This window comes from Xenorhabdus koppenhoeferi (genome assembly GCF_900116635.1).
In the GTDB taxonomy this organism is placed as follows: Bacteria; Pseudomonadota; Gammaproteobacteria; order Enterobacterales; family Enterobacteriaceae; genus Xenorhabdus; species Xenorhabdus koppenhoeferi.
On record NZ_FPBJ01000047.1, the window covers coordinates 1 to 19345 of the forward strand.

The following is a 19345-nucleotide window of genomic DNA, read 5'->3' on the forward strand; positions in this document are numbered from 1 at the left end:
AAACATTGTCTTTTTCAAAATCCATCGAAATGCATGACAGAATTATAGGATATTATCTGAACATTCATCACTATCAATAAATTAGAGTCACGACCCACCATTGAACCATTAACCGCCGTTCATCCAGATGCTTAGATGTGTGAATATACGCAGCACGGACGTTTTTTCTTTCCACATGGCTTAACTGGCGTTCTATTGCGTCATCGTTCCACAATCCAGATTCGCCCATCGCACCACGTGCCATTGTTCTGAACCCATGCCCACAAACTTCTGTTTTGGTGTCGTATCCCATACCGCGTAAGGCATTATTTACGGTACTTTCGCTCATGACTTTTGCCGGATTATGGTCATGAGGAAACATCACCTCACATTCTCCACTCAAACCCTGCAAGGTTTTAAAGAGAGATACGGCCTGACGACTCAGCGGCACAATATGCTCAGTTTTCATTTTCATGCCACGCTCAGAGAATTTAACGCCTTCAATAAGGTTTTCTTGTGGCGGGAATTTTCCAGACTACATTTTCAAGATCAAGTTCTTCCCAACGGGCAAATCTCAACTCACTGGAACGGACAAACGTTAATAAAGTCAGTTCTACGGCAATTTGGGTAATTAAACGCCCGCGATAGTGAGAAAGGCGGGTGAGGAATTCAGGTAAGCGTTCGTGGGGGAGTGCTGGGTGATGTTTGGCTTTTACTGTGGAAAGCGCACCAGACATATCATTTGCGGGATTAGATTCAAGGATATCATTCTGAACAGCATATCGCATGATGGAAGTAACACGTTGCTGTAATCGCTGGGCGATATCGTGTTTACCATCCGCATCAACGGATTTGATAGGCGCTAAAAGCTGGCTTGTTCTTAAAGTGGAAATATCAAGCCTGCCAATATGAGGGAAAATGTATTGCTCAAGACTGCGTAGAATTTGGTTGCTGTGATCTTCGCTCCAGCGTTTATTACTGGTATGCCATTCACGGGCAATGTGCTCAAAGGTATATGCTCCTGCCGACTTAGGTAGCCCCCCTTTTTTCTCTATCTTGGGGTCAATTCCTTGCGCAAGTAATTTCTTGGCTTCATCTCGTTTGGTTCGGGCATCAGCCAAAGACACCGCCGGATAGACACCAAAAGCCTGTCTGTCTTCCTTTTTGTCTGTTGGACGGCGATATTTCATACGCCAGTATTTAGAACTGCGTGAAGTGACCTCCAGATATAACCCACCACCATCGGCAAGTTTATAAGTTTTATCCTTGGATTTTGCAGTCTCGATTAGTCGCGCATTTAGCTTCATGTTGGGGGCACATTTAAAATAGAAGTTAAGATGCCCCTGATTATGCCCCCAGAGGCATGTTGATTGCAATGGACTAGAGTAGACGTAAAAAGAAAAGACCTGATTGATTTGTCAGGTCTTTCTAAGGAGTTGTTTACTTGAGTAGACGTCAGTAAACTTATATCTGGTGCCCAGGGCGGGACTTGAACCCGCACAGCCTTACAGCCGAGGGATTTTAAATCCCTTGTGTCTACCGATTTCACCACCTGGGCTAAATTTGGAGGCGCGTCCCGGAGTCGAACCGAGGTTCACGGATTTGCAATCCGCTGCATGGCCACTCTGCCAACGCGCCTTTTTTTGGAGCGGGAAACGAGACTCGAACTCGCGACCCCGACCTTGGCAAGGTCGTGCTCTACCAACTGAGCTATTCCCGCTTTGTCTTCGAACTTGTTGATTTACTTAACTTACTTTGTAAGCCTCATGTGTTGTTCGATGCGTTGCATTCTACTTATTTCCCGAAATGAGTCAACACAATTATTTAGAACACTCGTTTGTTCGATGATTTTTGCGTCATTTCGATCAAGCCTCACGCAAATCATCCCATGCAGCACTCAAATATTGAAACATTGACCAGAACGTCAATATCGCAGCAGCATATAATAAGATGAATCCCCCCACTTCAAGTTCAACACAGGGACGCCATAATAAAACAACTAATGCTGCCATTTGTGCTGTAGTTTTTGTTTTTCCCATCCAAGAAACAGCTACGCTACTGCGTTTCCCTAACTCTGCCATCCACTCGCGTAAAGAGGATATGATTATCTCACGGGCAATCATTGTCGCAGCAGGCAGGGTAATCCACCATGAATGATAATACTCTGCGATAAGCACCAACGCAGTAGCTACCATGACTTTATCCGCTACAGGATCAAGAAATGCGCCAAAGCGCGTTGTCTGTTTCCACAAACGGGCAAGAAAACCATCAAACCAATCTGTTGCGGCAGCGATAACAAAAATAGTGGCACATAACATCGGTGCCCATTGGAATGGCAAGTAAAATGCCAAAACGAAGAACGGGATTAAGGCAATACGAAACAGAGTAAGCCATGTTGGAATATTTAATTGCATAATGCTTAGTAACTATCTGGTCATATAAGGTTTATCAGTATGGTGCATCAATACTCTTAGTGTTTCAACGCATTATAGATTTTTTCTGCCAACACATAAGAAATAGAAGGCACTTTTGCGATCTCTTCTACACTTGCGCTGCGTAAAGACTGCAATCCACCCATATATTTTAGCAACATTTGTCGACGCTTTGGCCCAATCCCTTCTATCGATTCCAGTGTACTGGTCTTCTTCACTTTTTCTCGACGCTGGCGGTGTCCGGTAATCGCGTGGTTATGAGATTCATCACGAATATGTTGAATTACGTGCAATGCTGGGGAATCAGGGGGAAGAGCCTCTCCTTCTCCTGCGGCTTGGAAAAATAAAGTTTCTAATCCCGCTTTACGATCACTCCCCTTTGCAACACCAATAAGTTTGGGATGATTTTTATCCCATTCAACCTCCTGTGAATTGAAAATTTCAATTGCTTGTGCAAGTTGTCCTTTACCACCATCGATGAAGATAATATCCGGGATTTTGGTTTTATCAATCGCCTTACCATACCGACGGCTTAAGACCTGATTCATCGCCGCATAGTCATCTCCCGGTGTGATGCCTGTAATGTTATAGCGGCGGTATTCCGCACGCACAGGACCATTACCATCAAAAACAACGCAAGATGCAACGGTCTGTTCTCCCATCGTATGGCTAATGTCGAAACATTCCATACGGTGAATTTTCTCAATACCTATAAATACGGCAAGTGATTTTAAGCGCTGATGAATTGTTGATTGTTGTGATAATTTTGTAGTTAGTGCCGTTGCAGCGTTGGTACGTGCTAATTTTAAGTAACGTGCTCTATCACCTCTTGGCTGTGCTTGGATATGGATTTTTCTACCTAATAATTCTGAAAGGGATACTTCCAGCAACTCTTTTTCGGGTAGTGCAAAGTCCAGCAAAATTTCTGTCGGTAATGTTCTTTTTTGGCTGCCCTGAAGGTAAAATTGGCCAAGAAAAGTTTGTACTACTTCATCTAATTTCGTATCAGCAGGTATTTTAGGATAATAGCTCCGGCTGCCTAATAATTTTCCCTGACGGATAAATAAGGCATGCACACAAGCTATTCCTGCCTCAAAAGCAACACTGATAACGTCAAGATCATCACCTTCTCCAGAAACAAATTGCCGTTCCGTTACTTGTCTTACTGCTTTGATCTGGTCACGATAACGGGCTGCGTCCTCAAATTTTAGCTGTTGACTCGCCTCTTCCATTTTATTGATCAATTCAGTCAGTACTTGTTTATCCTTACCCGCCAGAAATAAGCGAACATATTCAACTTGTTGTTGATATTCTTCATCAGTCACGAATCCTTTAATGCAGGGAGCCAGACAGCGACCAATCTGATATTGCAGACAAGGTCTTGAACGGTTGCGATACACGCTGTCTTCACATTGGCGAATAGGAAATAATTTCTGCAATAAAACCAGGCTTTCACGCACTGCATGAGAGTTAGGGAATGGCCCGAAGTACTCACCTTTTGCGCGCTTAGTGCCTCGGTATAAGGCCAGGCGAGGATGAGTATCACCACTTAAAAAAATATAAGGATAGGATTTATCATCCCGCAATAATACATTGTAACGGGGCTGATAGAGTTTGATGTAGTTGTGTTCGAGCAGGAGAGCTTCAGTTTCGGTATGGGTAACAGTGACGTCAACCTGAGCAATATTTTTCACCAGTGATTCTGTCTTGCGGCTACTGACTTGTGTTCGAAAATAGCTGGATAACCGTTTTTTTAGATCCTTGGCTTTACCAACATAAATCACATCACCAGCAATATCATACATACGATAGACACCCGGTTGGCTGGTCACTGTTTTTAAAAATGTCTTCGAATTAAATTGCTCTGCCACGGCTTATCACCCACCAGATTTATCACCCACCTTGGGCTAACATATTTTGTGCATCAAGCAAACCACAACGAATTGCCATATGGGTCAATTCTACATCACCTTTGATATTTAGTTTACTGAACATTCTATAACGATAGCTATTCACTGTTTTAGGGCTTAGGTTAAGCAGAGTAGAAATTTCGTTAACTTTGCGACCTTGAGTTATCATTATCATGATCTGTAACTCTCGTTCAGAGAGTTCATCCAGCGGGTTTTCTTTTTGAGGTAATAGTTGATCGAGTGCCATTTGCTGGGCAATATCTGAAGAGATATAACGCTGCCCCGCATAAACAGCCCGAATTGCATTAATCATATCCTGGGGAGTTGCGGCTTTACTCAAATATCCTCTGATCCCCGCTTGCATCACTTTCGTCGGCAAAAAGCTTTCAGTATGAATGGTCAGCATGATTACCTTAGTGTCAGGTGAATAGCGAATAATTTTCTTCGCGGCCTCAAGCCCCCCTATCCCCGGCATTTCCATATCCATGATGACAACATCAGCGCTGTTTGATCTACACCATCTTATCGCATCTTCTCCGCTGTTGGCTTCTCCTATCACCTTGATTCCTCTAACATCATCAAGGATACCTTTGACACCAATGCGAACCAGTTCATGGTCATCAACTAATAAAACATTAATCAAACAATATCTCCACTAACGTGATATCCACTTAAATGGTGGTGAGGTGAATAAGATCCAAAACCAAGCGGATATACTGAGTTTATCTTCATGATTTTCATAAGATAATCTAAAAGAAGACAACATTCTCTTTCGGGTGATGTCAAGATCTTTTTGATGAGACAAGGGATTATACTAACATTAGTGGAAAACAGAAAGAAAATTGTTACATATCAATAAAGTAAATTAGTTATAAAATATAATTTCCCAAAATTTTAGTATGATATTTTTAAAACAATATATAAATATGTTGTTCGTAACGTTCTATTTAATCTATACAAGATGAAGAGAAATTTCCCTCATCATAACTTTACAATGGCATGCGTTAATATTCTCAATACTCTGGCGAGTTTTCACGCCAACACTACCACATAAGCAACGACCTTGGTTCATCATTTTTCCTCTTGATCTTCATCATCATCGTCGATGTGCCAATTATGCAGTATTCGATGGACAAAAGGCGTTACCACCATCCCAACAGCGATAAAAAAAATTGCCTGAAGAAACAATCCATAAATAGCTGTAAAATATTTCCCTAATTTACTGACTGGTTCAATATGCAAATTTTGAGTTCCAATCATTGAGACAGAATTTAATATAGCATCAGGTATGGCATGGCTTTCAATCAAGAAAAAACCTAATACACCAGGAATAATACCTATCAAAAAAACAATAAATGCATGAAAAAAGAAACGCAATATTCGCAAAATAAATCGATCCAAACTAATTAATTTATCAGTAAATTTTTCCATGCTAAGACCTCCACTAATAAATTAGTTACCATGCTGATTGTATGTTAGTTTTTATTTTTATCAATGATAATTGATGAATAATCGCTCTTTCATTTCTGAGTAAAAATATTATTTTACTCACTTATCAATCTTATGAAATTGATGAGGTTGGTAACCTATTCAACCAAGCTCTTCGCTCATCAATTTGGCAATTATCTTCGGACAAAAAATGGCAACTGAGATTTCATCAGGGCACTCTCATGCCATGCTAAGGTAAAAATGGCCCAATATTTGGGCCATTGAGAGTTAATTAATGGGATTTTTTATCATTCAATGAGTAAAACGAGCTTTACGTCTTTTCACAATCTGGAATCCAATCGCCAGAATAATAAACCAAGCTGGCGTGGCGATTAATGCTTGGCGGGTATCTGGCTGTAAAGACAGTAATACCAAGACAAAAGCAAAAAAAGCCAGACATACCCAAGACATCACAATACCAAACGGCATTTTATACACTGAAGCCTGATGCAAGGCTGGACGACGTTTTCTATAAGCGAGGTAGGAACATAAAATCATGCTCCAAATAAACATAAACAGGATTGCAGAAACAGTTGTCACCAAAGTAAAAACATGCATTACATCGGGAATAAAATAGATCAGAACGATGCCAAAAGAGAGACATAGGCAAGTAAAGATCAACCCCGACGCAGGAACTGAACGACGGGAAAGACGACTAAACTGCGTTGGTGCATTTTTTTCTTTAGCCAAGCCAAATAACATTCGACTGGTGGAGAAAACACCACTGTTCGCCGATGAGGCGGCAGAAGTCAAAACCACAAAATTGACAATACTGGCAGCAGCAGGCAGCCCAATCAAGACAAATAATTCTACAAAAGGGCTTTTATCCGCAATGATGGCTCGCCACGGAGTAACCGACATAATCACAATTAAAGCTAAAACATAAAATGTAATAATACGGATTGGAATGGCATTAATCGCTTTTGGCAAAGATTTTATTGGGTTTTTAGTTTCCGCCGCAGCAGTTCCTACTAACTCAATACCAACAAAAGCAAATATAGCAATCTGAAACCCGGCAAAGAAACCACTCAACCCCATTGGAAACATGCCGCCATCATTCCAGACATTAGAAAGCGCAGCAACATGCCCGGCCGGAGATTGGAAGTGAATACCAATCAATATGCCGCCTGTAACAATCAACACAATAATCGCAATAATCTTGATCATGGAAAACCAGAATTCCAGCTCACCAAACAATTTTACCGTTGCGAGATTCAGCGTCAGCAATACCAGCACACACAGTAACGAAGTCGCCCATTCTGGAAAGTTTGGTACCCAATATCCGACATAGGCAGTGATGGCAACAATATCCGCGATACCTGTAATTACCCAACAGAACCAGTAAGTCCAGCCCACAAAAAAACCCGCCCACGGTCCTAATAAATCCGCTGCGAAATCACTGAACGACTTATAGTGCAAATTGGAAAGCAATAATTCTCCCATTGCACGCATAACAAAAAACAGCATAAATCCGATGATCATATAAACAAAAATGATCGACGGCCCCGCAAGAGAGATTGTTTTACCTGAGCCCATAAACAGACCAGTGCCGATGGCACCACCAATCGCAATGAGCTGTATATGTCGGTTCGTGAGACTCCGCTGTAGATGCAAACCTTCAGTTTCAGGAATGTGAGTGGGTTGTATTTTTTCTTCCATAGTTATATCCAATTTATTCTCACAGCATGGCCTTAATACCCTCAAGCTGCGTTTAAGTGAATATTGTGACATAGACAATAGCGGTATTAACAGAAGGATTTCACATGAAAAACAGGACGGTTACAATTCAACCTATTAGCAGAGAGCACATTGTGCACATTTCATTCATTTAGTACAAAGTAGCTCCTGAAAACAAAGCCCCTGAAAATCAGAGGCTTTTTATCATAGTAAGTTTATTTACTGTTATAATGCGCCGCTGCTTCTTCGAAGCGCTGCTGTATCACTTGATTTGGTGCTTTCCCCAGCAGACTCACCGCCACAATAGTTATCGTCGCAAAGATAAAGCCAGGAATGATTTCATATAAATCGAACCAATGGAATTTCATCCATACCAATACTGTAATGGCTCCCACCAGCATACCAGCCAACGCACCATTGCGTGTCATACGTTTCCAAAGCACCGACATCAAAACGATCGGACCAAACGCCGCGCCAAAACCGGCCCAGGCATAGCTGACCAATGACAATACTTTATTGTTCGGATTAGTTGCGATCACAATAGAAATGATTGCCACCATCAAAACCATCATGCGACCAACCCATACCAACTCTTTTTGGCTGGCTTTAGTACGTATAAATGCTTTATAGAAATCTTCAGTCAGAGCGCTGGAGCAAACCAATAACTGGCAGCTTAACGTACTCATAACTGCCGCTAATACCGCAGACAATAACACTCCCGTAATCCACGGATTAAACAGAAGTTCACCTAACTCCATAAAGATACGTTCACGATTTTGTAAAACTGGAGCTGCCTTATCTGGGTTCATCTCAAAATAAGCTATACCAAAGAATCCAACAGCTACAGTGCCCGCAAGACACAGGAACATCCACGTCATACTGATACGACGAGCTTTATGAATAGTTTGGTGAGAATCTGCCGCCATAAAACGAGCTAAAATATGTGGTTGACCAAAATAGCCTAAACCCCATCCCATTAAAGAAATAATGGCAATAATATTCAGGTTCTTAAACATATCTAAATAAGCGTGATTTTTTGCCTCAATAATATTGATAGCCGTACCAATCCCTCCTACTTTAAACAAGATCAATACTGGTACCAAAATCAAAGCAAAAATCATCAAAGTCGCCTGAACGGTATCCGTCCAGCTTACAGCAAGGAAACCACCCAGGAAGGTATAGGCAATCGTTGCCAGCGCACCTAACCAAATCGCTTTTTCATAGCTAATGCCAAACGTGTTTTCAAACAATAAACCACCAGCAACAACACCTGAAGCACAGTAAATAGTAAAGAAAATCAGGATAACCAGTGCGGAAATAATACGCAGTATTTTGCTTTTGTCGTCAAAGCGGTTCGTAAAATAATCTGGTAATGTCAACGCGTTATTGTTTACTTCGGTATGTACTCGTAATCTACCCGCGACCCATCGCCAATTTAAGTACGCCCCCAATAGCAGTCCCAATGCAATCCAACTTTCTGAAATACCTAAGAAAAAAATTGCGCCTGGTAATCCCATTAATAACCAGCCACTCATATCAGAAGCGCCAGCAGATAATGCTGTTACCACACTCCCCAATCGCCGGCCACCTAGTATGTAGTCATCAAAGTTTTTGGTGGATCGATAAGCTATGAAACCTATTAGTAACATCCCTGTGATGTAGATAATGAAGGTAATAAGCATTGGTGAATTTACTGTCATGCAGGTTCTTCTCCATAGTATTTTTATAAATCATGTATCTGCAAATGCGTGATTTGCGTAAATCATGTTACCTGTACTGTAAATAGTTTCTTCAGTACCTGGCCCTGTTCTGTCAGGCTGTGAAAGTTGTGCCCAAAGATAACATTAATTTCTGTATGTATTATTTGTGAATGTGATTATTCAAAAATTACATGCCATCCTAGTTTACTTAAAACATTTTTAACAACAAATTAACTCAGTTTTTTATAAAAAACGCTTGCTAAATCACATTTATCATTTAAAAAGTTGCACCTTTTATTAAATAATAGGTTTTGCCTGACACTTATGAATAATTTTAATAAAACCATTTAATATCAATTATATAAATATGTAGCCCTCATAACACTCACAAAAAAAATAATAAAAACAAGATTAATTTCACAAATCTAGCATAACTGCTTTTAACAAAGTTGCACAAAGTTGCAACATGGCAGATATTATTATGTAATTTGGCTAAATCTTGCCTATTAAGGAGTAAGAATGGGTAGTACCACTATGGGCGTGAAGCTCAATGAAGCAACGCGTAATCGTATTAAAGCTGCTGCACAACGAATTGAACGCACACCACACTGGCTGATTAAGCAAGCCATTTTTAATTATCTTGAACGTCTGGAAAATGAAGAAAAAATTCCAGAAATATCAGCGAATCAGAATAACAAAGAAGAAAAGATTTCCGAAGAAGAATCACCTATTGAGGCACCTTATCAACCATTTCTGGATTTTGCCGAGCATATTTTACCCCAAACGGTGAAACGTTCTGCAATTACCTCAGCCTATCGCCTGCCCGAAACACAGGCTGTTCCGATGCTGCTACAACGCGCGCAACTTTCAGAAGAACAAGCGAAGGCGACTCACAAGCTCGCTTATTCCATTGCAGAAAAGCTACGTCAGCAAAAACAAGGGGTCGGGCGCGCAGGTTTAGTACAAGGATTATTGCAGGAGTTTTCATTGTCTTCACAGGAAGGTGTAGCACTGATGTGCCTTGCCGAAGCTTTGCTGCGTATTCCTGATAAAGCCACCCGTGACGCATTGATCCGCGACAAAATCAGCAACGGCAATTGGCACTCCCATTTAGGCCGAAGCCCCTCTATGTTTGTCAACGCTGCAACATGGGGATTGCTGTTCACCGGTAAGCTGGTATCTACTCATAATGAAGCCAAGTTATCCAACTCTTTGAATCGCATCATCAGCAAGAGCGGCGAGCCATTGGTGCGTAAAGGCGTGGATATGGCAATGCGCCTGATGGGAGAACAATTTGTTACCGGAGAAACCATCGCTCAGGCGCTTGCCAATGCCCGCAAGCTGGAAGAGAAAGGGTTCCGTTACTCCTATGATATGCTGGGTGAAGCCGCCCTGACTGAGGAAGATGCACAGGCCTATATGGTTTCCTATCAGCAGGCTATCCACGCTATTGGCAAAGCTTCAAATGGTCGCGGCATTTATGAAGGACCAGGGATTTCTATCAAACTTTCTGCCCTGCATCCTCGCTATAGCCGCGCTCAGTATGATCGTGTTATTGATGAACTCTATCCACGCTTACTCTCTCTGACCTTACAAGCACGTCAGTACGATATTGGTATCAATATTGATGCAGAAGAAGCCGACCGTCTGGAAATTTCTCTTGATTTGCTGGAAAAACTCTGTTTTGAACCAAAATTGGAAGGCTGGAACGGTATTGGGTTTGTCATTCAGGCTTACCAGAAACGTTGCCCGTTCGTCATTGACAGCATTATTGATTTGGCACAGCGCAGCCGCCACAGGTTGATGATCCGTCTGGTGAAAGGCGCTTATTGGGATAGCGAAATCAAGCGCGCCCAAACTGATGGCCTGGAGGGCTATCCGGTGTATACCCGCAAGGTCTATACCGATGTATCTTACCTCGCCTGCGCCCGCAAACTACTTTCCGTGCCAAATTTAATCTATCCACAATTTGCTACTCATAACGCTCATACTTTGTCTGCAATTTATCATCTGGCCGGACAGAACTATTATCCGGGTCAATATGAATTTCAGTGTCTACATGGAATGGGTGAACCGCTTTATGATCAAGTCGTTGGTAAGATCGCTGACGGCAAACTCAATCGTCCATGCCGTATTTATGCGCCAGTGGGGACACATGAAACATTGCTGGCCTATCTGGTACGTCGCTTACTGGAAAACGGTGCTAATACTTCATTCGTCAATCGCATAGCAGATACTTCACTGTCAATTGATAAACTGGTCGCAGATCCCGTAAAAATCGTACAGGAACTGGCACAAACCGAAGGGCAAATCGGCCTGCCACATCCTAAGATCCCTCTGCCACACGATTTATACGGCAAAAACCGGGTTAACTCCTCAGGATTGGATCTTTCCAATGAACATCGTTTGGCTTCTCTTTCTAGTGCGTTGCTGAGTTCATCAATGGAAACATGGAACAGTGAACCACTATTGGGTGGTGATTACCAACACAAGGGAGAGTTACCTGCTATCAAGCCTGTCAGTAATCCAGCTAAATTCTCCGATTTGGTGGGTTATGTACGAGAAACCACTGAGCAAGAAGTCAGCCATGCATTGAATGTTGCCACCGATGCCGGCGCAATTTGGTTTGCAACACCACCGTCAGAACGTGCGGCAATTTTAGTGCGTGCGGCTGAGTTGATGGAAAATAACCTGCAATCACTGCTCGGTATCCTAGTCCGTGAAGCGGGTAAAACTTTCAATAATGCGATTGCCGAAGTGCGCGAAGCTGTGGATTTTCTCCATTATTATGCGGGGCAAGTCCGCCAAGATTTCGCCAATGATACACATCGCCCGCTAGGGCCTGTGGTATGTATCAGTCCGTGGAACTTCCCTCTGGCAATTTTTACCGGGCAAATCGCCGCTTCATTAGCAGCAGGTAATAGTGTTCTGGCAAAACCCGCAGAACAAACACCATTGATTGCCTCCGTTGCAGTAAAAATGCTCCATCAGGCGGGCATTCCCTGTGATGTGCTGCAATTACTGCCGGGACAAGGAGAAACCGTAGGAGCATCACTGGTTGGTGACGAGCGCGTACGTGGCGTGATGTTTACCGGTTCTACTGAAGTTGCCAGCTTGTTGCAACGCAATATTGCCGGTCGTCTTGATGCTCAAGGGCGTCCAACCCCATTGATTGCGGAAACCGGTGGATTAAATGCCATGATCGTCGATTCTTCTGCCTTGACCGAACAGGTTGTCACCGATGTTGTTGCCTCCGCTTTTGACAGTGCAGGCCAACGCTGCTCTGCCCTGCGTATTCTGTGTGTTCAGGAAGACGTTGCTGAAAGAACTATTACCATGCTGAAAGGTGCAATGGCTGAGTGCCGGATGGGGAATCCTGAACATTTATCGACAGATATAGGCCCTGTGATTGATGCAGAAGCGAAAACCAACATCGAACGCCATATCCAAACCATGCGTACCAAAGGCCGGATGATTTATCAGGCAGCACATAAAAATGACACCGACAATCAGGAATGGTTACAAGGTACTTTCGTCAAACCAACGCTTATCGAGCTGGAAAGTTTTGACGAAATGAAGAAAGAAATTTTCGGGCCTGTTCTGCATGTCGTACGTTTCAAGCGTAATGAATTAGAGCAGTTGTTGGATCAGATTAACGCTTCGGGTTATGGCCTGACATTGGGCATTCACACTCGCATTGATGAAACCATCACACAAGTGACTGGCAAAGCTAAAGTCGGCAATTTATATGTCAATCGCAATATGGTTGGTGCGGTTGTCGGCGTACAGCCGTTTGGTGGTGAAGGTCTGTCAGGTACAGGGCCAAAAGCCGGCGGGCCTCTGTATTTGTACCGTTTGCTGTCACAGCGTCCTGTCAATGCAGCCAGTCAAACACTGGAACGTCAGGATGCAGAATATGAGCTGGATTCCAAAATTCGGGTTGCTCTGCACTCCCCTCTCAACAAACTGGCAGACTGGGCAACTGCACAAAACAATGATTCATTGAAACAGCTCATTCAGGAATACAGCTTGCTGGCACAAGGTGGAACAACACGTTTATTACCGGGACCAACCGGAGAGCGCAATACTTATACCCTGTTGCCTCGAGGCCCTGTTCTGTGCCTTGCTGATAATAAACAAGATGCTCTGGTACAATTAGCGGCTGTACTTTCCGTTGGTTGTCAGACTATCTGGGAGAAGAATGAACTGCATCAAGAGTTGCAGCGTCAATTACCGGAAGAAATCCACCAGCATATTCATTGGGTCAACGATTGGCAAAAAGAAGACACAATAATGGAAGCGGTTATTTATCACGGTGATTGCGATCAATTACGTCATGTTTGTGAAGCGATTGCACAACGCAAAGGGCCAATTATCTCCGTACAGGGATTTGCCCGTGGTGAAACTAACCTGTTGTTGGAACGCTTGCTGCATGAACGTTCATTGAGTGTTAATACAGCGGCGGCAGGGGGAAATGCCAGTTTGATGACGATTGGTTAAAAGAATTTAATTAAGATTAATTTATTATAAATATATAACTAATTTAAATATAATAGTGAAAATAACGTAAAAAATAGAGAGGGGAATGTAATTATCATACATTCCCCTCCAGAACCGTTCAATCGGGCTAACGTTATATATCGGTCTAATTAATCAATGACCATTTTGTTGCCAACTCAGATATTGCTCATATTTACGCAGGGCAATATTATAATTACTGAAAGCTGACTGAGATAATTTCTCGCTGAGTTGTTCCTGAATTTTTTCTGGCGTGAACTCATTAGCCGGATAATTACTTGAAGTCAGCAATTCATCCAAACGCCTTAAACGAACCACATACTCACGCACAGTACTATGGCTCATCTCCGTTTGTTCAAACAAATACTGTTTAAATGACATAATGTCGAAATAATCAGTCTGGCTATTACAATAAATTTCACTACAAAAGCGGCACAACGCCACAAATTTACCCTGTAACTCATTCCAGGTTTTGTCATCTACCAACTCAGTCATCTCAGAAATAGCTTCTTTATTGATGACCTGACCGTTAAAAACAAGAGAAATACGATCAAGTGTTTTATGGCAGTGCAAACAATGAGTCTGACTATGTTTATAGTCCTTGATATAACGGCTGAGAGGCCGTTTCTTTTGTGTTGTAACAGACATAAGAGATAAAGCCCTGTGTATAGTCTTAACAAAAAACAAATAAGCAAAAAGTTACTTCTCTGGATTCAAACGCGCCCTCAGCCTTTTTATCGCCTGACTGTGAAGCTGGCTTACGCGGGATTCTCCCACGTTAAGCACTGCGCCGATCTCTTTAAGATTGAGTTCTTCCTGATAGTACAGCGTAAGAACCATCTTTTCCCGTTCAGGCAATAACTCAATAACATCGATCACCCGCTGACGAAGGTCGCCTTCCAGTAATTGTTGGAGAGGATTTGTCTCATGCTCTTCCTCAACTACCGGTTCACAATTTTCACCGTGAATTTCGTGCCATTCGTCATAAGAAAACAGTTGACTGTTATTTGTGTCTAACAGTATTTGCCGATATTCTATCAGATTAATCTTTAATTCTTTAGCAACTTCCTGCTCACTGGCTGGACGGCCTAACTCTTGCTCAAGTTTACGGATGGTTTGCGTGACTTCCCGTGCGTTACGCCGCACACTACGCGGAGCCCAATCACGGCTCCTCAACTCATCCAACATTGCACCCCTGATGCGCTGTACTGCATAGGTGGTAAACGCGGTTCCCTGCATGGAATCAAATCGCTCCACTGCATTCAGCAAGCCTATGCCACCAGCCTGAAGCAAGTCATCGAGTTCTACGCTGGCAGGTAATCTTACCTGTAGCCTCAGAGCTTCATGGCGAACTAGTGGTACATAGCGCTTCCAGAGGCTATTTTTGTCCATCACGCCTTCGGCGGTATACAAATCGCTCACAACAACAGACACCTTTGGATAAGAGACTGAATACCATTATCCAATCCCCTAATCGGTACAATCGTTTGAACAATGAAGTAAAAGCACTTCTTTTTCACCTATGCGAAATTTTTGATGTCCGCCCAAATGCATAGTAAGTTTCAGGCTGTCTTTGACTATTAACAAAAAATAAGGATCGGCGAACCGATCCTTATTTTATAAGCGTTGTTTATGCAGATTGCCCTGCATAAATGCTCAACCGGAAAATAAAAATTAACGCAGCAGAGACATAACGGTTTGTGGGATCTGGTTCGCCTGAGCCAGAACAGCAGTACCCGCCTGTTGCAGGATCTGACCACGGCCCATGTTGGAAACTTCCGTTGCGTAATCAGCATCTTCGATACGGCTTCTTGCAGCGCTCAGGTTGTTAACCGTGTTGTTCAGGTTGTTAACCGTGGATTCCAGACGGTTTTGAACTGCACCCAGGGAACTGCGCAGGCTGTCAACGTCTGAGAGGGCCTTGTCCAACGTTTTCAGTGGACCGGTAGTAGTAGTAGTAGTATTAGCAGCTATTTCCTTAGGATCATCTAGTTTACCATTCGATGTATTAACATTCACAGTGTAGTATTTAGTCTCACCTTTATCATTAACACCTTGTAATACATATTTTGATGTATCTTCTTTACCATTCGCATCAAGTCCATGATATACTTCCATGTTACCTAGTTTCAAATCGACAATCTTTTGCTCACCTAAATTAAATGCCGCAGCGGTACCGGTTGCTGGTTTACTTAACTTATTACCAGCATGAGGGGGGCGGCTCCCAGAAGCCACACTAAACTTCTCTAAGCCAAGTTTTTTGCTATTAATTTCTTTCAGATCGATTTCGATAGTTTCGCCATCGTTAGCACCGACCTGAATTTTCATTTTAGTATCTTCTTTCAATACTTTTACGTTGTTAAATTGAGTTTGTTCAGAGATACGGTCAATTTCATCCAGACGTTGTTTAACTTCTTTCTGAATAGAATCCAGATCGCTCTTAGAGTTGCTGCCGTTTTGTGACTGAACAGTCAGTTCACGAATGCGTTGCAGGTTGTTATTGATTTCATTCATAGCACCTTCGGTAGTCTGAGCAATAGAGATACCATCGTTTGCGTTACGGGAAGCCTGATTCAGGCCTTTAACGTTGGCAGTAAAACGGTTGGCAATCGCTTGACCAGCAGCATCATCCTTCGCGCTGTTAATACGCAAACCAGAGGACAGACGTTCAATAGCAGAACCTAAAACGCCTTTAGATCTGGTCAGGTTGTTCTGAGCCAGCAGAGATGAATAGTTGGTATTGATGACTGATGCCATAGTATAGTTCCTTTTAAAATCAACAAAATATAATTAGCTTGAGCCTATTTGCCCACGGTGTTCATCACCGACAACAGTTTTATCGGCCCCTTAAAAAGAACCTTTAATATTTCTTGAAAAAACTTTTTTATTTTTTTCGTTTTTTTCCGATAACCTAAACAGCGCCTGTTCTCATCAATTATTCCCTCCATCAAAAAAAGCATTTTGTCAGTAAACTTTTGGCAAATTAATCCGATAACATGTCCAGTGAATGCTTTACTAATAAAGGAGTCAACATGGCTATAGTTTCCTCAGCAGGAGGCGGGTCCGGGACGGATATGAGTTATCTACTGGATATACTTCGGGCAAATGAACAAAAACGTTTAAAACCATTAGCACAGGAACAAACCAGCCATAAAGCGAAGCTGACCGCTTTTGGTACATTAAAAGGCAGCCTAGAAAAACTAAAGAGTGCATCCGAAGAATTAAAAAAATTCGATAAACTCAATACCACCAAAACAAATGAAGATCATAAAACATTTACCCCGAGTACGGATTCCAAAGGCAGCCCGGGTAACTATGTGATTGAGGTTCATCAGCTTGCAAAAGCCCAATCGTTGAAATCTCCGGAAGTTGCTGATGTAGAAAAACAACTAGGAGAACCGGGTAAAGGTACTCGTACCATTATCATCACGCAACCAGGTGAAAAAGAACCGATGAAGATTTCCCTGAAAGATAATGAAACTTCATTGGTTGAGATCCGTGCTGCGATTAATAAAAAGGAAGGCAACGTTAATGCCAGCATCTTTAGGGCAGAAGATAAGAAAAATCATCTGATCCTGACCTCAAAAAATGCCGGCACAGAATCCATCATGACCATCACAGTTGAAGGTGATGATAATCTGGGCAATTTGCTGAACTATAAATTCGGTGGTCAAAGCGGCGGCCCTAGTGTCATGAAGCAAACGGTAGAAGCTGCCAACGCAAAATTAACCATCAATGGTATTAATATTGAACGCCAGACCAATGAGATAAAAGATGCCCCGGAAGGCGTTATTCTCAATCTGAAAAAAGTTTCTGAAATAGAAGAAATCAAAGTCGGAGATAAAGTAACGTCAAGACCAAAAACAGAAACTCTGGTCGTTTCCCGCGATATCGAGCCAATGAAAGATGCGATTAAAAAATGGGTTAATGCTTATAATGAATTACAGACTACTTTCGACTCGCTGACCAAATATAAACCTGTTGGAAAAGGTGAAGCGGCATCAAAAGACAATGGTACCCTACTCGGTGACAGTACATTAAAAAGTATTCAAAATCAGCTAAGACACCAGCTCATTTCAGCACAAGATGTTGCGGGTATTGCTACCTTAAATAAATTGGGTATTAAACAGAAATTGGATGGCACACTCGAGATCAATAATGAAACACTCGAAAAAAACCTGAAAGAAAAACCGGCTAACGTTAAGGCTTTCTTTATGGGGGATAGTGAAAAAAGCGGCTTTGCAATCCAGACTTATAATTTATTGAAGAAAACGTTGGATAGTCATGAAGGGACTATCGTCATAGCAACCGAAAGTATTAACAAGAGCCTGAAATCCCTTGAAAAACAAATGGAACAGACAAATATAAACATTAATGCCAAAATAGAACGCGATAAGCGCCAATTTACAGCACTTGAGAAGTTTATGAATTCACTGGGTAACTCAAGTGAATCCCTAGCCCCGCTTTTAAGATAATATAAAGGACATTATGTATCAACGTTCGGCAAGCCAGTTATACGCTCAGGTAGATCTTGAAAGCGAAATTATGAATGCCTCTCCCTATCAGTTGATTCAGATATTGTTTAATGGAGCGCTTAGCGCCCTACGTTGTGCAATCATTCTGATGCAGCAGGGTAATATCCCAGAAAAAGGTTTAGCTATTTCAAAGGCGATCAATATCATCGATAATGGTCTCAAAGAGGGATTAGATTTAGAAAAAGGCGGTGAGATTGCTCAGAATCTTTTTGATTTATATGATTATATGAGCCGCCGTCTACTCCATGCCAATTTGCGCAATGATGAGAAAGCCATAACCGAAGTGGTTGATTTAATTACCGCGATTTCAGATTCTTGGCGGCAGATAGGTTCTCATTACAACGCCAGTCAGGATATTGTTTAATGAAAAATGATCTGGATCTTTTGTCATCTTATCAGCAGATCCTTAGTTTAAGTGAGCAAATGATTGATTTAGCTAAAAATGAAAAGTGGGATGAACTTGTTGATATGGAAATCACTTATCTGAAGGCAGTAGAAGTCGTTACGTTAATATCAGAAAACTCAGATGCACCAATTTCATTGCAGCAGCAATTGACCAAGATTTTGCAAACTGTCCTGGATAATGAAAAAGAAACTAAAAGATTATTGCAAAAACGATTAAATGAACTCAGCAACCTGATTAAACAAGAAAGCTGCAAACAACTCTTACACGATACTTATGGACAGTTCCCTGTCAGCAACTATGAAATGGAGTTGACTACGACAGAACCCCAATAAATATAACGGCGACATTATTGATTCTATTTAAAAATAACACTGATTAATGGTGTCATTCATTTATTTTCATTTTAGGTGGTGTCAATTTGTCACCATCGCTTTTTAGGTCAAACCAATTCATTGAACAACTTTATTAACAACAATTTCTTATATACCCAATGAATTTCGAGATGCCACTCAATGAAATCATATTTAGCAATTTCGCCGTAACCCCTCGCCCTCATCGGGCGGGGATATAAGGCGTAAGACGCGATAGCGGCTTAATCTGGGGTTGCCTGACTCTCCACATAAGCCTTTAACGTTTCAATTGTTGCACCGCCAGCAGTGCAAGCGAAGTATGAACGTGACCACAAGGCGGAGCTTTTACT

15 protein-coding genes, 3 tRNA genes and 1 pseudogene are annotated in these 19345 nt (G+C 42.0%); 5 read left to right on the forward strand and 14 right to left on the reverse strand.

The window, feature by feature from the left end; translation table 11 throughout:
- The first annotated feature begins 29 nt into the window (after positions 1–29).
- Entirely contained in the window at positions 30–80 is a 51-nt protein-coding gene (locus BM329_RS15355; protein WP_407078604.1) for a hypothetical protein, read from the forward strand.
- On the opposite strand, the pseudogene BM329_RS12755 reads toward BM329_RS15355, so the two are convergent.
- From BM329_RS12755 to putP, 10 genes and pseudogenes are all read right to left on the reverse strand, one after another.
- Positions 74–1286 (reverse strand): annotated as a pseudogene (locus BM329_RS12755) (tyrosine-type recombinase/integrase). The gene BM329_RS15355 and the pseudogene BM329_RS12755 sit on opposite strands and share 7 nt — an antisense overlap.
- 164 nt (positions 1287–1450) lie before the next feature.
- Positions 1451–1537 (reverse strand) — tRNA-Leu (locus BM329_RS12760).
- A gap of 6 nt (positions 1538–1543) precedes the next feature.
- A tRNA-Cys gene (locus BM329_RS12765) sits at positions 1544–1617 on the reverse strand.
- A 6-nt stretch (positions 1618–1623) separates the two neighbouring features.
- Positions 1624–1699 (reverse strand) — tRNA-Gly (locus tag BM329_RS12770).
- A gap of 145 nt (positions 1700–1844) precedes the next feature.
- A complete protein-coding gene (pgsA, locus tag BM329_RS12775) occupies positions 1845–2393 on the reverse strand; it encodes a CDP-diacylglycerol--glycerol-3-phosphate 3-phosphatidyltransferase (RefSeq protein ID WP_092553793.1) in 549 nt (182 codons plus the stop codon).
- Positions 2394–2449: 56 nt separating this feature from the next.
- Entirely contained in the window at positions 2450–4282 is a 1833-nt protein-coding gene (gene uvrC, locus BM329_RS12780; RefSeq protein ID WP_092553796.1) for an excinuclease ABC subunit UvrC, read from the reverse strand.
- 22 nt (positions 4283–4304) lie between these two features.
- Positions 4305–4964: a UvrY/SirA/GacA family response regulator transcription factor gene (gene uvrY / locus BM329_RS12785; protein WP_092553799.1), complete on the reverse strand. Its 660-nt coding sequence runs from the start codon at positions 4962–4964 to the stop codon at positions 4305–4307.
- Between the two features lie 428 nt (positions 4965–5392).
- Positions 5393–5752: a hypothetical protein gene (locus BM329_RS12795; RefSeq protein WP_092553802.1), complete on the reverse strand. Its 360-nt coding sequence runs from the start codon at positions 5750–5752 to the stop codon at positions 5393–5395.
- A 309-nt stretch (positions 5753–6061) separates the two neighbouring features.
- A complete protein-coding gene (gene cycA, locus BM329_RS12800; protein ID WP_092553805.1) occupies positions 6062–7468 on the reverse strand; it encodes a D-serine/D-alanine/glycine transporter in 1407 nt (468 codons plus the stop codon).
- Between the two features lie 233 nt (positions 7469–7701).
- Positions 7702–9186 (reverse strand): sodium/proline symporter PutP, encoded by a 1485-nt coding sequence (gene putP / locus BM329_RS12805; protein WP_092553808.1) that lies wholly within the window; start codon positions 9184–9186, stop codon positions 7702–7704.
- A 519-nt stretch (positions 9187–9705) separates the two neighbouring features.
- Between putP and putA the strand changes: the two genes are divergently transcribed.
- Positions 9706–13686: a trifunctional transcriptional regulator/proline dehydrogenase/L-glutamate gamma-semialdehyde dehydrogenase gene (gene putA, locus BM329_RS12810; protein ID WP_092553811.1), complete on the forward strand. Its 3981-nt coding sequence runs from the start codon at positions 9706–9708 to the stop codon at positions 13684–13686.
- 153 nt (positions 13687–13839) lie between these two features.
- Here the strand turns inward: putA and fliZ are convergent, their stop codons facing one another.
- The 3 genes from fliZ to BM329_RS12825 form a co-directional block, all read right to left on the reverse strand.
- Positions 13840–14352, reverse strand: a complete 513-nt coding sequence (fliZ, locus tag BM329_RS12815; protein WP_092553814.1) for a flagella biosynthesis regulatory protein FliZ — start codon at positions 14350–14352, stop codon at positions 13840–13842.
- A 51-nt stretch (positions 14353–14403) separates the two neighbouring features.
- On the reverse strand, positions 14404–15126 hold the full coding sequence (locus BM329_RS12820; RefSeq protein ID WP_092553830.1) for an RNA polymerase sigma factor FliA: 723 nt from the start codon (positions 15124–15126) through the stop codon (positions 14404–14406).
- 252 nt (positions 15127–15378) lie between these two features.
- Positions 15379–16461, reverse strand: a complete 1083-nt coding sequence (locus BM329_RS12825; RefSeq protein WP_092553818.1) for a FliC/FljB family flagellin — start codon at positions 16459–16461, stop codon at positions 15379–15381.
- A 275-nt stretch (positions 16462–16736) separates the two neighbouring features.
- Between BM329_RS12825 and fliD the strand changes: the two genes are divergently transcribed.
- Genes fliD through fliT form a run of 3 tightly spaced genes read left to right on the forward strand, consistent with a single transcriptional unit; the run spans position 16737 to position 18977 of the window.
- Positions 16737–18179, forward strand: coding sequence for a flagellar filament capping protein FliD (fliD, locus tag BM329_RS12830; RefSeq protein ID WP_092553821.1), 1443 nt, complete (start codon positions 16737–16739; stop codon positions 18177–18179).
- 13 nt (positions 18180–18192) lie between these two features.
- On the forward strand, positions 18193–18603 hold the full coding sequence (fliS, locus tag BM329_RS12835; RefSeq protein WP_092553824.1) for a flagellar export chaperone FliS: 411 nt from the start codon (positions 18193–18195) through the stop codon (positions 18601–18603).
- Positions 18603–18977 carry a flagella biosynthesis regulatory protein FliT gene (fliT, locus tag BM329_RS12840; RefSeq protein ID WP_092553827.1) on the forward strand — a complete coding sequence of 125 codons (375 nt, stop codon included), beginning with the start codon at positions 18603–18605 and terminating at the stop codon, positions 18975–18977. Before fliS ends, fliT begins: the two co-directional genes overlap by 1 nt.
- A gap of 260 nt (positions 18978–19237) precedes the next feature.
- Here fliT and BM329_RS12845 read toward each other — a convergent pair.
- A partial coding sequence (locus BM329_RS12845) for a transposase (RefSeq protein ID WP_177216251.1) occupies positions 19238–19345 on the reverse strand: 108 nt, incomplete at its 5' end.

What these genes read in the sequence shown, in the direction of transcription:
- pgsA (WP_092553793.1), bottom strand. Translation starts at nt 2,393, where the DNA reads ATGCAATTAAATATTCCAACATGGCTTACTCTGTTTCGTATTGCCTTA.
- cycA (WP_092553805.1), bottom strand. Translation starts at nt 7,468, where the DNA reads ATGGAAGAAAAAATACAACCCACTCACATTCCTGAAACTGAAGGTTTG.
- fliD (WP_092553821.1), top strand. Translation starts at nt 16,737, where the DNA reads ATGGCTATAGTTTCCTCAGCAGGAGGCGGGTCCGGGACGGATATGAGT.
- fliS (WP_092553824.1), top strand. Translation starts at nt 18,193, where the DNA reads ATGTATCAACGTTCGGCAAGCCAGTTATACGCTCAGGTAGATCTTGAA.
- BM329_RS12825 (WP_092553818.1), bottom strand. Translation starts at nt 16,461, where the DNA reads ATGGCATCAGTCATCAATACCAACTATTCATCTCTGCTGGCTCAGAAC.
- putA (WP_092553811.1), top strand. Translation starts at nt 9,706, where the DNA reads ATGGGTAGTACCACTATGGGCGTGAAGCTCAATGAAGCAACGCGTAAT.
- BM329_RS12795 (WP_092553802.1), bottom strand. Translation starts at nt 5,752, where the DNA reads ATGGAAAAATTTACTGATAAATTAATTAGTTTGGATCGATTTATTTTG.
- fliT (WP_092553827.1), top strand. Translation starts at nt 18,603, where the DNA reads ATGAAAAATGATCTGGATCTTTTGTCATCTTATCAGCAGATCCTTAGT.
- putP (WP_092553808.1), bottom strand. Translation starts at nt 9,186, where the DNA reads ATGACAGTAAATTCACCAATGCTTATTACCTTCATTATCTACATCACA.
- fliZ (WP_092553814.1), bottom strand. Translation starts at nt 14,352, where the DNA reads ATGTCTGTTACAACACAAAAGAAACGGCCTCTCAGCCGTTATATCAAG.